Annotated in this window: 12 protein-coding genes; 11 read left to right on the forward strand and 1 reads right to left on the reverse strand. The window is 60.0% G+C overall.

Annotated elements, in window-relative coordinates:
* Nucleotides 1–29 precede the first annotated feature (29 nt).
* A complete protein-coding gene (locus DXZ77_RS11450) occupies nt 30–620 on the reverse strand; it encodes an inorganic diphosphatase (protein ID WP_115032289.1) in 591 nt (196 codons plus the stop codon).
* 262 nt (nt 621–882) lie between these two features.
* Here DXZ77_RS11450 and dacB point away from each other — a divergent pair, with 262 nt between their 5' ends.
* The 11 genes from dacB to DXZ77_RS11505 all read left to right on the forward strand — a co-directional run bounded on the left by dacB (nt 883) and on the right by DXZ77_RS11505 (nt 11,789).
* Nucleotides 883–2,292 carry a D-alanyl-D-alanine carboxypeptidase/D-alanyl-D-alanine endopeptidase gene (gene dacB / locus DXZ77_RS11455; RefSeq protein ID WP_115032291.1) on the forward strand — a complete coding sequence of 470 codons (1,410 nt, stop codon included), beginning with the start codon at nt 883–885 and terminating at the stop codon, nt 2,290–2,292.
* A 67-nt stretch (nt 2,293–2,359) separates the two neighbouring features.
* Entirely contained in the window at nt 2,360–3,418 is a 1,059-nt protein-coding gene (locus DXZ77_RS11460) for an Rv3626c family coenzyme F420 biosynthesis-associated protein (RefSeq protein WP_028327566.1), read from the forward strand.
* Nucleotides 3,415–4,398 carry a tRNA lysidine(34) synthetase TilS gene (gene tilS, locus DXZ77_RS11465; protein WP_115032293.1) on the forward strand — a complete coding sequence of 328 codons (984 nt, stop codon included), beginning with the start codon at nt 3,415–3,417 and terminating at the stop codon, nt 4,396–4,398. Before DXZ77_RS11460 ends, tilS begins: the two co-directional genes overlap by 4 nt.
* A gap of 104 nt (nt 4,399–4,502) precedes the next feature.
* Complete coding sequence (hpt, locus tag DXZ77_RS11470) at nt 4,503–5,057, forward strand: hypoxanthine phosphoribosyltransferase (protein WP_115032295.1); 555 nt, start codon at nt 4,503–4,505, stop codon at nt 5,055–5,057.
* A 142-nt stretch (nt 5,058–5,199) separates the two neighbouring features.
* A complete protein-coding gene (gene ftsH, locus DXZ77_RS11475; protein ID WP_115032297.1) occupies nt 5,200–7,281 on the forward strand; it encodes an ATP-dependent zinc metalloprotease FtsH in 2,082 nt (693 codons plus the stop codon).
* A gap of 78 nt (nt 7,282–7,359) precedes the next feature.
* Nucleotides 7,360–8,046, forward strand: coding sequence for a GTP cyclohydrolase I FolE (gene folE / locus DXZ77_RS11480; RefSeq protein ID WP_115032299.1), 687 nt, complete (start codon nt 7,360–7,362; stop codon nt 8,044–8,046).
* Entirely contained in the window at nt 8,043–8,936 is an 894-nt protein-coding gene (gene folP / locus DXZ77_RS11485) for a dihydropteroate synthase (RefSeq protein ID WP_115032301.1), read from the forward strand. Before folE ends, folP begins: the two co-directional genes overlap by 4 nt.
* Nucleotides 8,937–8,974: 38 nt before the next feature.
* Nucleotides 8,975–9,925: a 2-amino-4-hydroxy-6-hydroxymethyldihydropteridine diphosphokinase gene (folK, locus tag DXZ77_RS11490; RefSeq protein ID WP_115032952.1), complete on the forward strand. Its 951-nt coding sequence runs from the start codon at nt 8,975–8,977 to the stop codon at nt 9,923–9,925.
* Entirely contained in the window at nt 9,922–10,413 is a 492-nt protein-coding gene (locus DXZ77_RS11495) for a DUF3180 family protein (RefSeq protein WP_181816138.1), read from the forward strand. Before folK ends, DXZ77_RS11495 begins: the two co-directional genes overlap by 4 nt.
* Nucleotides 10,413–11,312, forward strand: coding sequence for an NAD(P)-binding domain-containing protein (locus tag DXZ77_RS11500; protein ID WP_115032305.1), 900 nt, complete (start codon nt 10,413–10,415; stop codon nt 11,310–11,312). The genes DXZ77_RS11495 and DXZ77_RS11500 overlap by 1 nt, the downstream gene beginning before the upstream one ends.
* Nucleotides 11,313–11,579: 267 nt before the next feature.
* Nucleotides 11,580–11,789 (forward strand): hypothetical protein, encoded by a 210-nt coding sequence (locus DXZ77_RS11505; protein ID WP_115032306.1) that lies wholly within the window; start codon nt 11,580–11,582, stop codon nt 11,787–11,789.
* The last annotated feature ends 14 nt before the right edge of the window (nt 11,790–11,803 follow it).

The raw sequence follows: 11,803 nt of genomic DNA on the forward strand, positions 1-11,803 counted from the left end.
CGCGAGCCAGACCAGAAATTGAGAAAAACTCAGCTCTCAGTGCTCTCAGCAGCCTGCGTCGGGTGGCTCGGTGCCGGAGAACTCGTCGCTGGCTTCAAGGGGTTGTGAAAGTTCTCATCGATCGCGCGCTGGAAAGCCTCACGCACCGTACGCTCAGCCGTCTCCCGATCCGCCCAGTGCGCACCCTCAACCGACTTACCCGGCTCCAAGTCCTTATACGTCTCAAAGAAGTGCTGAATCTCCAGACGATCAAACTCGCTCACGTCTTCCAACGTCTGCTTGTCCTGCGCACGCGGATCCTTCGCCGGCACACACAAAATCTTGTCGTCGCCACCAGACTCATCACGCATGTGGAACATGCCGATCGCACGGCACTGAATCAACACACCAGGAAACGTCGGCTGATCCAGCAACACCAACGCGTCCAGTGGGTCACCGTCCTCACCCAACGTGTCCTCGATGTAGCCATAGTCGCTCGGGTACTGAGTAGACGTGAACAACATCCGGTCCAAGCGGATACGACCCGTCTCGTGGTCCACCTCGTACTTGTTGCGCTGACCCTTAGGGATCTCGACCGTGACGTCGAAGAAGAGCGGCTCGTTACTGGATGCGCTGCTCATGTGTGCGCGTCTCCTGTCCTCGCGGGGAATTCCTCGGGCTGCTTCGATCACGTGCTCAACAAGAGCGCCGGCGACAAACAGCTACATCACCGGTGACGTTACGCAGATTGACATCGAGCGTACCCGTCCAACGCCCCGCACGTGGCGCGTGGCGCCCACCTAACCCAACCATCGCGCCACGAGAAGATAAACCACCACCCAAGGCAAGATAACCACCCAACAAAGCAATTCCCCACAAGACCCCCAAACGAGAGGCACACGGTTGCGATACAGAGCCAGCGCCCTGGTAGCCACAGCACTGGTTGCGGCAGGAACCACCTACGTTGCTGCCGACGCCCTTGACATCGCTCCCGGCGCCCTCACCAGCGACCTAAGCATCGGCCCCTTCCGCGCTGACCCCCTACCCACCACCGGCCCCACCGCAATACCCCACCCCCTCCCACACCTCAACCCCAACGCCCCCCAACCACGCACCAACACCCTCGCCACCCGACTAGCACAACCATTAGCAGCCCCCGCCCTAGGAACCAACCCCGGCATCATGGTCACCGATGCCGCCACCGGAAAAACCCTCTACTCCGCACGCAGCACCACACCACGTACCCCCGCATCCACCGCCAAAATCCTCACCGCCACCGCAATCGCCGCCCACACCGATCTCGCCGGACACCGCACCACCCGAGTCACCCGCAACAAAAACACCCTCACCCTCGTCGCCGACGGCGACACCCTCCTAGCCCGCGGCCACGGAAACCCCTACGCCACCCAAGGCCACGCCGGACTAGCCGATCTAGCCGAACGCACCGCCAAAGCCCTCAAAAACACCACCCCACCACCCGGAGGCTGGCAACTCACCCTCGACGACAGCACCGCCTCCGGCCCAGCTCTGGCCCCCGAATGGGAAATTGCCGACGTCCACGCCGGCCTCACCGCCCCCGTCACCATGCTTGGCCTCGCCGAAGACCGCGCCACCCCAGGCCATCCCACCACCCACGACCCAGCCATGACCGCAACCACAGCCTTCCGCGACGCCCTCACCACCGCAGGCATCCCCATCGCCGAAACCATCAACCGCACACCCAAAAACGCCCAGAAAGGAAAACAAATAGCCTCCATCGCCAGCGCCCCCATCGGCGACGTCCTCACCCTCGCCCTCGCCGAATCCGACAACGCCCTCACCGAATCCACTGCACGCAGAGCCTTCGCCGACCGCGGAATCCCCGCTACCTTCGCCGAGGCAGGAAAACACATCATCACCACACTCAAATCCCTCGGCCTCGACACCAGCCACAGCAACCTCGCCGACGCCAGCGGCCTATCCCGCTCCTCCCGCGTCACCGTGCGCCTCATCAACAAAGCAACCACCCTGGCCACCAACAAAAACCACGAACAACTCACTCACATCCTCGACAACCTGCCCGTAGCTGCCCTCACCGGAACCCTCCACGACAGATTCGCCACTCCACAAACCACCACCGGCCGCGGAATCGTCCGCGCCAAAACCGGAACACTCACCGGCGTCGGCGGCCTCACCGGCACCCTCGTCACCAACTCCGGACGCCTTCTGACCTACACAATCCTCGCCGACCAAGCGCCCCCCACCACCTCCCTTGAAACCCGCGCAGCCCTCGACTACGTCGCCACCACACTCGTCAACTGCGGCTGCAACTGAAAAACCAACCCACGCAACCACACCCGCACACATGCACCACGCGAGCCCAATACGTGAAAGTTAAGCCGTGATCGACTGGAAACTCGCGGCAAACACCGCACGCACCCTCACCCCTCCAGGACCCAGAGTCCCCCTAACCGAAGCCAAAGACGCCGTCGCAGCCCTGCGCAGCTCCGCCACCCGCGCCCACACCCTCGTCGCAGACACCGCACGCCTGCACACCGACAACGAAGGCCCCGACGCCCTCATCATCGACCGCGGCACCTGGATCGAAGCCAACATTAACTCCCTGGCCGAGCTCCTCGACCCCGCCCTTGACACCTTCACCAGCCACAACGGCCGACGAGCCATGTCACCCTGGGCACGATCCGTCAGCGGCAAAGCAGCAGGCACCGAAATGGGAGGAATCCTCGCCGTCCTAGCCACCCGTGTCCTAGGCCAATACATCACCGCCTACGGCCAACCCCCAGAAGCCGCCCGCCTCCTGCTCGTTGCCCCCAACGTCGTCGCCACCGAAAAACGACTCCACCTCAACCCCAACGACTTCCGACTCTGGGTCTGCCTCCACGAAGAAACCCACCGCGTCCAATTCACCGCCATCCCCTGGCTACGCGACCACATGCACAACGAACAAACCATCCTCGTCGACAAACTCACCACTGCCGCTGGCGGCCCACTCGAACTCGTCAAAGCCCTCGCCACCCGACTACCCGAAGCCACCCACGAAATCACCCAAAACGGCCCCGTAGGCATAATCAACCTCGTCCTCGACCTGGACACCAGAGAACGCCTCGACCGACTCAATGCCCTCATGACCCTCCTCGAAGGCCACGCCGACGTCGTCATGGACAACGTCGGCCCCCGCCACATCCCCACAGTCACCACCATCCGAGCCCGCTTCGACGACCGTAGAACCCCCACCAACCCCATCGACTTCCTCCTACGCCGCCTCCTAGGAATCGAAACCAAGACAGCCCAATACCGCGACGGCGCAGCATTCGTCCGACACATCCACGAACGCATCGGCATCGACGGCTTCAACACCATCTGGACATCCCCCGAAACACTCCCAACCCCCACCGAAATACACAACCCAGACATCTGGATCGCACGAGTGCAACCATGACCGGACCACACCCCGCCGTCGCAGCAATCCGCCTAGCCACCCGCACCACACTGGCCACCATCGCCCACCAACACCCCAACACCATCATCCTCGTCGCCTGCAGCGGCGGCCCCGACTCACTCGCCCTCGCCGCAGCCACCGCCTTCGAAGCACCCCGACTCGGCCTGCACCCCGGCGCAGTCATCATCGACCACGCCCTCCAACCCAACTCCCACACCATCACCCACTCCGCAGCCACCACCTGCACCAACCTCGGCCTCCACCCCGTCATCACACAACGCGTCGACACCACCACCTACCCCAACACCGGCCCCGAAGCCGCCGCCCGCGCCGCCCGCTACACCGCCTTCGAAACCGCCGCCACCAGCACCAACGCCAGCGCCATCCTCCTAGCCCATACCCAACACGACCAAGCAGAACAAGTCCTCCTAGGCCTCCTTCGGGGCTCCGGAGCCCGCTCCCTCGCTGGCATGCCACCCCACCGCGACCTCTACCACCGCCCCCTACTCAACACCCCCGCCCACCTCACCCATGACGCATGCGCCGCACTCAACCTCACTCCATGGCACGACCCCCATAACACCGACCCCCGCTACACCCGAGTCCGCACCCGAGAACTCCTCAACACCATCGCCACCGAACTCGGCCCCGGCATCATCCCCGGCCTAGCCCGCACCGCCGAACTCCTACGCACCGACGCCGACACCCTCGACACCATCGCCACCCACGAAGCCACCGAACTCGGCCCACCCCCCTGGGACACACAAAAAATCGCCGAACTCCTCCCCGGAATCCGACGACGCGTCTGGCGCCAACTCGCCACCACTATCGGCGCCCCCCACGGCGCGCTCACATCCACCCACGTCAATCAACTCGACGCCCTGATCACCAACTGGCACGGCCAAGGAGGAGTCCACTTACCAGGCGGACACGTCATCACACGCACTGGCACCCGAGTCGGGCCAGTCACCAAACCCTGAAGTGGATTAGGTTTGATCTGTAGCGCACCATCACACCGGTGCCCAACACACCGATTAAAGAATCACCACACAGGTGAATTACTCAACACATGAGGAGAGTCCGAGTGGACGCAAAGGACATGCAAGGCGACCTCGAGCGCGTCCTGCTGACCGAAGAACAGATCCGAACACGCCTAGGCGAACTCGCCCAACAGATCTGGCAGGATTACCAAGGAAAAGATCTACTCCTCGTCGGCGTGCTCAAAGGCGCCGTCGTTGTTGTCGCCGACCTCATGCGCGCACTACCCGGCTCAGCCCCCATGGACTGGATGGCCGTATCCTCCTACGGGTCCGGAACTAAAACCTCCGGAGTCGTCCGCATCCTCAAAGACCTCGACACCGATATCACCAACAAACACGTCCTCATCATCGAAGACATCATCGACTCTGGCCTGACCCTCTCCTGGATCATCGCCAACCTCAAATCCCGCTCCGCAGCCTCCGTCGAAGTCTGCGCACTCCTACGCAAACCCGACGCAGCCAAAACCGAAATTGACGTCCGATACCTCGGATTCGACATCCCCGACGAATTTGTTGTCGGTTACGGCCTGGACTTCGCCGAGAAATACCGCAACTTGCGTTGCATCGGAACACTGGCTCCCCACGTCTACGAAAACTGACCACACACCCCACGCCTGCCGGTAAACAAACACCCCAGGGAACGCACCCCTACCGGCAGGCGTTACACCCCCGAACCCCCACCACCGCCGGCCACCGCCGAGCTCAAGAGGAAGGACGGAGGCGCTCGCGCCGAACGTGCCGATGGATGTGAAAAAAATTGCGCGCCAGCGCTGGCTGTGGATCGTGCTCCTTGTCATAGCGATCTTGACCGCGTTTAACCTCGCCACCGCGAGTGACTATCAGAGGATTGGCACCTCACAAGCCGAACAACTGATCGCTGCCAAACAGGTGCAGAAAGCCACCTTCAGCGACGGAGACCGCCTCGAACTGACGCTTAAGTCGGCACAGGACGTCGGCGAAGCTAAGGGTGTCCAGAAGGTCTACACCCTCTACATTCCCCAACGCGGTAGTGAGCTCGTACGCGCACTGACCCAAAACTTGCCCCCCGAGGGGTACACCGATGAGCCACCGCAGAGCAGTTGGTTGGGCGCTATCGTCACAACTCTCCTGCCAATCGCGCTCCTCTTCGGTCTGCTCATGCTTCTCCTCAGCCGTATGCAGGGCGGCGGCGGCCGACTCATGCAGTTCGGCAAATCCAAAGCAAAACTGGCTGACAAAGAACGCCCCACCGTTACATTCGAAGATGTCGCCGGAGTCGACGAAGCAATCGAAGAGCTCTACGAGATCAAAGAGTTCCTCTCTGAACCAAGCAAATTCCAGGCAGTTGGGGCCAAAATTCCCAAGGGTGTCCTTCTTTATGGCCCCCCTGGAACCGGTAAAACCCTCCTCGCCCGCGCGGTTGCTGGCGAAGCCGGAGTGCCTTTCTACTCAATTTCCGGTTCCGACTTCGTGGAAATGTTCGTCGGTGTCGGTGCCTCTCGTGTTCGTGACCTATTCGAACAAGCTAAATCCAACTCGCCAGCCATCGTTTTCGTTGACGAAATCGACGCCGTAGGACGTCACCGTGGCGCAGGTTTGGGCGGTGGCCACGATGAGCGCGAACAAACCCTCAACCAGCTCCTCGTTGAGATGGACGGGTTCGACGCCTCCGTAAATGTCATCCTCATCGCAGCCACGAACCGGCCCGATGTGCTAGACCCTGCGTTGCTGCGACCAGGACGGTTCGACCGACAGATTGCGGTAGAAGCACCGGACATGATCGGACGCCACCGCATTCTGCAGGTTCACGGCAAGGGCAAGCTGCTTGCTGATGATGTCGACCTTCTCTCCGTGGCCCGACGTACCCCCGGCTTCACAGGTGCAGATCTGGCCAATGTTCTTAACGAGGCTGCACTTCTTACTGCACGTAGCAACGCTCAACTCATCGACAACCGGGCACTCGATGAAGCTATTGACCGAGTGATCGCCGGTCCGCAGAAACGCACACGCATCATGAGCGCCAAGGAGAAGAAACTCACGGCCTACCACGAAGGTGGTCACGCTCTTGTCGCTGCTGCTCTGAACCACACAGATCCGGTTACAAAGGTCACGATCTTGCCGCGCGGACGCGCCCTTGGCTACACCATGGTGTTGCCCGATGATGACAAGTACTCCTCCAGCCGCAACGAAATGCTTGATGAACTGGCTTACGCGTTGGGTGGTCGGGTTGCTGAAGAGCTCGTCTTCCATGACCCGACTTCTGGTGCTGCGAACGACATCGAAAAGGCGACAGAGACAGCGCGGCGCATGATCACCCAATACGGCATGAGCGAACGGATCGGTGCGATTCGTTTGGGCTCTGGTGGTGGTGAACCATTCCTTGGGCGTGACATGGGTAGCCAACGTGACTATTCCGAGGGATTGGCTGGGGTTGTCGACGCTGAAATTCGCCGCCTTATCGAGGCTGCTCACGATGAAGCCTATGAGGCACTCCAGATGAACCGAGATGTGCTCGACACGTTGGTGTTGGAACTTCTCGAAAAGGAAACCTTAGGCCGGGAGGCTTTGGCGGAGATCTTTAAGCCCATCCGTAAGCTGCCTCGTCGTGACGTATGGCTTAGTGGCGAGCACCGCGGTGTTAGCGAGCTACCGCCGGTGATGACGCCAGCTGAGCGTGAGGCCGCTGCCAAGAAAGCCGAAAGTGATGAGCAGGGTGCATCACAGCTCAAGGAAAGCGGTGACTCTACCTCCGTGATTTCTCCTGGGACTGGCTCAACGACTCAAACCCCGAAGCCTCCGACGGGTTCTTCTGGTGAACACATGCCAGGCACCACGAACGACTAACCTCGGAGAACAGAACTTTCCACCCACTTCGGGCACCCGCCACGGGTGCCCGAAGTGTTTTCAGCACGTGAGGTGCATATGAGCGGGAGCACACCTGTCGGCAACGAGGGTGGCCAGGAGATTGTCGAACAGGCTGATAAAGGCCCTGATACTGGTCAGGTACGGGCGGCATCCACTGCCCCGGTGACTGACCGTGAGGTTGACCAGCCGCGGATTGCCGCTGCGGTGCGGGAAATTCTTATCGCGATTGGTGAAGACCCAGACCGTGATGGCCTGCGGGATACCCCATTGCGTGTAGCACGGGCCTATCAGGAAATTTTTGGTGGTCTGGCGATGTCTGGGCCTGATGCGTTGACGGTGACTTTCGATGTGCATCATGACGAGTTGATTATCGTGAAAGACATCGAGGTGTATTCGGTATGTGAACACCATCTGCTGCCTTTTCATGGCGTGGCGCATGTGGGGTATTTGCCGAACGAGGATGGCCGTGTAACCGGCTTGAGCAAGCTGGCACGGTTGGTGGATGTGTATGCGCGCCGTCCGCAAGTGCAGGAGAGGCTTACAGCGCAGGTCGCTGACGCGCTGCAGGAGACGCTGGATCCGCGTGGGGTGATTGTGGTGATTGAGGCTGAGCATATGTGTATGTCAATGCGAGGGGTGCGTAAACCGGGTGCGACAACGTTGACGTCTGCGGTGCGTGGTCAGCTGCGTAATGCTGCGACACGTTCTGAAGCGTTGGGGTTGATTTTGGGAGGACGTAAATGACGTTTGTGGGTGTGCGGCGGTTGGAAGAGATTACTGCTCCGTCGGTGGTGACCCGGCAGGAAACCGGAGTGCCGTCTTCGTTGATTATGGGCATTTTGAATGTCACTCCGGACTCGTTTAGTGACGGTGGATCCTGCGTTGACCCTCAGGTGGCGGTGGATCATGGTTTGGCGATGGTTGCTGAGGGCGCAGCGATTGTTGATGTGGGTGGTGAGACGACACGTCCTGGGGCTGAACGCACTCCGGAAAGTGAGGAGATGCGTCGGGTGGTGCCGGTTGTGCGGGCGTTGGCTGATGCAGGGGTGGCTGTGTCAGTAGATACGATGCGTGCTTCGGTTGCGGCTGCCTGCTTGGAGGCTGGTGCCGTGATGATCAACGATGTATCAGGCGGGATGGCAGATTCTGCGATGCCGCAGGTGATTGCGCAGTCAGGTGCGTTGTATGTGTTGATGCATTGGCGGGGGCACTCAACGACGATGCAGTCAGCGGAGTTGACTCACTATGACGATGTAGTCGGTGAGGTGTGCGCGCAGATGTTGGCGCAGGCAGGGGTGTTTTTGGAGGCCGGGGTGGCGGCTGAGCAGATTGTGCTTGATCCAGGTTTAGGTTTTTCGAAAAGGGCAGAACACAACTGGGCTTTGTTGGCTGGGCTTAAACAGGTGTGTGGGGTTGGTTATCCAGTGTTGCTGGGGGCCTCGCGTAAAACGTTTTTAGGGGCAATAGATTGTGATGCTCAGGGGAATCCTTCGGTTCCTAGTGAGCGTGATGCTGCCTCGGCAGCCACGAGTTTGGTGGGGCAAGAGGCTGGCGTGTGGGCTGTTCGTGTGCACGATGTGCGTTCGACGTTGGCTGCGTTGCGGGTGGGGGCTGCAGTTCGGGCGGCTCGGTGAGGGTGTCATCTGGCAGCGTCGAGGGAATGGGTTTGTGTATGAGTGATTTTGGTGTTGGTGGGTTTTCTGCTGTTGATGTTCCCGGGGATGTGGTTCGCATCGAGGGTGTTCGGGCGTGCGGTACGCATGGAGTGTTGGATAGTGAGCATGTGAGCCCGCAGCCGTTTGTGGTGGATGTGGCGATGTTGGTGGATGTTTCTTTTTCTGCTGCTAGTGATGATTTATCGGCGACGGTGAATTATGCCGAGGTGGCTCAGCAGGTGACGGATGTGATCACTGGTGAGCATGTTGATTTGGTGGAGACGTTGGCGGTACGTATCGCTGATGTGGTGTTGGGGCATGAGGTGGTGGAGCAGGTTGAGGTGAAGGTGCATAAACCGCATGCACCGGTGGGGCTTCCGTTTTCGGATGTGTCGGTGACGGTGTCGCGTTCGGACGTGCGTACTGCTGTTGTTGCTCTTGGTGCGAATCTTGGTTCTGCTGGGCGGACGCTTGCGTTGGCGGTGGAGGCGTTGCGTGGGTTGCCTAGGACGTCTGTGCGTGCGGTGTCGTCGGTTGTTGAGACGGATCCTGTGGGTGGGCTGCAGCAGCCGGTGTATGTGAATGCGGTGGCGGTTTTGCGGACGACGTTGCGTCCGCGCACGTTGTTACGGGCTTTGCATGAGATTGAGGCAGAGCATGGTCGGGTGCGTGAAGTGCGTTGGGGTGCGCGTACGTTGGATTTGGATTTGGTGCAGTACGGCAGGCCTGAGTGTGAGGTGGGTGATGTTGATGTGGTGGTAGATGAACCAGATTTGGTGTTGCCGCATCCGCGGGCGCATGAGCGTGGTTTTGTGCTTGCGCCGTGGGTGAGTGCCGATCCTGGGGCGTGTTTGCGTGTTGGTTCTCAGGTGCGTTTGGTGAGGGAGTTGTTGGCGGATATGGGGTTGGATGAGGTGGGGTTGCCTGAGGGTGTTCGTCCGGGGCCGGAATGGGTGGTGTTGCCATGACGGGTGACCGGTATGGGGTGCGTTGGCGGTTGTTGTTGGTGGTGGCGTTGGTGGCAGGGGTGTGTAGTTTTGGGTTTTTGTCGTGGTGGCAGACGGCGTCGGGGCCGTTGTTGACGCCCTCGTGGGGTGCGGCCGTGGTGTTGTTGGTGGTGGCGCTGAGTGAGGTTGTGGTGGGGGTGTGGTTGCGTCGAGTGGTGCGGGGAAAATCTTCGCGGGGGTTGGATGTGCTTGTTGCTAATCGGGTGTTGCTTGGTGGGCAGGCTGCTGCTTTGACTGGTGCTGCGGTGGCTGGGTGGTTTGTCTCGCGTGTTGTTGTGGTGGCTTCGGATTTGGATGCGGGTTCGGTGCGGGCGGGTGCGTGGGCTGCGGTGGCGGTGGCGGTGTCGGGTGTTGCGTTGGCCTGTGGTGGGATGTTTGTGCAGAGGTGTGGTCGGGTTGATCCACCTGATGGTGAGGATGGAGTTGCTGCGGGGGGTGAGGGGTCGTGATGGATCGGCCTGCGCGTTTGGCGGTGGGTGTTGTTGGTATGGGGCGGGTGGGGATGGTTCTTGGTCGTGCTTTGGATCAGGCGGGACACACGGTGGGTTTTGTGGCTCCGTGGCAGGAGGATGGCTGTGATGAGGGGTTGGCAGGGCAGTGGGTGCCGGATGCTCCGGTTGTGGATCCGGTAACGGCGGCGGCTTCAGCCGATTTGTTGCTCCTTGCGGTGCCGGATGAGCGGTTGCCTGCTTTGGTGGAGTATTTGGTTATTAATGGTGGTTTTCGTCCGGGGAAGATTGTTTTGCATACGGGGTTTACTGCCGGGGTTTCGTTGATGGAGCAGGTGGTTTCGGAGCAGATTTTGCCGGTTTGTGTGGAGCCGTTGGTGACGTTTGTGGGGAATTCTGCGGATGTTGAGCGGTTTAGGGGTAGTCCGGTGCTTGTTTCGTGTTTGCCGGAGTTGCGTCCGGTGGGTGAGGCGTTGGTGATTGAGATGGGGGCTGAGCCGTCTTTTGTTGCGCCGGATGAGGTGGTGCGGGTGCGGGCGGCGTTGTCGTATGTGGAGGCGTCGTTGGATGCGGTGGTTTCGGGGGCGAAAGAAATGTTGTCAGGCACGGGGGTGGATGCGGTGCCGCATGTGTTGGGGGTTGTGTTGGCGGGTCGTGCTGATGCGATGAGGCGGGGAGAGCAGCCGGCTGCGCGGGGGGCTTTGCATGGTGCGGAGGTTGTGAGTGCGGATTTGCGTGAGTTAGGGGTGGTTTTGGGGCCGGTGGGGCAGGAGGTTCATGTGGCGGCTATGAGGGCTTTGGTGGCTTCGGCGGTGTTTGAGGGGCGTCTTCCTGCTGCTGGTATGGCTGAGATTCTTGATGTGTTGCATAGGTCGCGTTCTGAGGGCGCTTCTGAGTGATAGTGATTTTGGTATTTGTTTGGTGATCTCTAAAACTTCTGGTTCATGTGTGCAATCTGAAAATGTGTATGTGGTGTTGAGTGTTGGTGTGGGGAACTGTGTTGCAGCGCGTTTCGATGGGTGGGTGTAGTGTTCAGCGGTGCCTGCCGTGAGTTGGTTGTTGACGTGATCGTTCGTTGATGAGTTGAGGGTGTGTTGAATGCTTGAACGGGATAGATTTTCGTTCAGGTAGCGTCGGTTACGCGAACGTGGACGGAGGAGATTTCGGTGGATGTTGCCTGGCAAATTGTTGCGGGACTTGTTCCGTCCATCGGGGTGGTGTGGTTGTTCTATCGGATTATGAAGGCATTGGTTGAGGCTGACCGTAACGAGCGGCGTGCTCAAGCTGAGTGGAATATGAGTTCTGATGCTTCTTCATCTCGTATAGAGGGTGAAGAAGCATCTCGTGAATCGTCTCAGGAACGTAAACAACCTTGAGTGATTTTTTGTGT

The organism is Dermatophilus congolensis (assembly GCF_900447215.1).
Lineage (GTDB): Bacteria > Actinomycetota > Actinomycetes > Actinomycetales > Dermatophilaceae > Dermatophilus > Dermatophilus congolensis_A.

Bases quoted from the DNA above. Each gene is read 5' to 3' on its own strand.
- folK (WP_115032952.1), top strand. From the start codon at position 8,975: ATGAGTGATTTTGGTGTTGGTGGGTTTTCTGCTGTTGATGTTCCCGGG.
- ftsH (WP_115032297.1), top strand. From the start codon at position 5,200: ATGGATGTGAAAAAAATTGCGCGCCAGCGCTGGCTGTGGATCGTGCTC.
- folP (WP_115032301.1), top strand. From the start codon at position 8,043: ATGACGTTTGTGGGTGTGCGGCGGTTGGAAGAGATTACTGCTCCGTCG.
- DXZ77_RS11450 (WP_115032289.1), bottom strand. From the start codon at position 620: ATGAGCAGCGCATCCAGTAACGAGCCGCTCTTCTTCGACGTCACGGTC.
- DXZ77_RS11495 (WP_181816138.1), top strand. From the start codon at position 9,922: ATGACGGGTGACCGGTATGGGGTGCGTTGGCGGTTGTTGTTGGTGGTG.
- folE (WP_115032299.1), top strand. From the start codon at position 7,360: ATGAGCGGGAGCACACCTGTCGGCAACGAGGGTGGCCAGGAGATTGTC.
- DXZ77_RS11500 (WP_115032305.1), top strand. From the start codon at position 10,413: ATGGATCGGCCTGCGCGTTTGGCGGTGGGTGTTGTTGGTATGGGGCGG.
- tilS (WP_115032293.1), top strand. From the start codon at position 3,415: ATGACCGGACCACACCCCGCCGTCGCAGCAATCCGCCTAGCCACCCGC.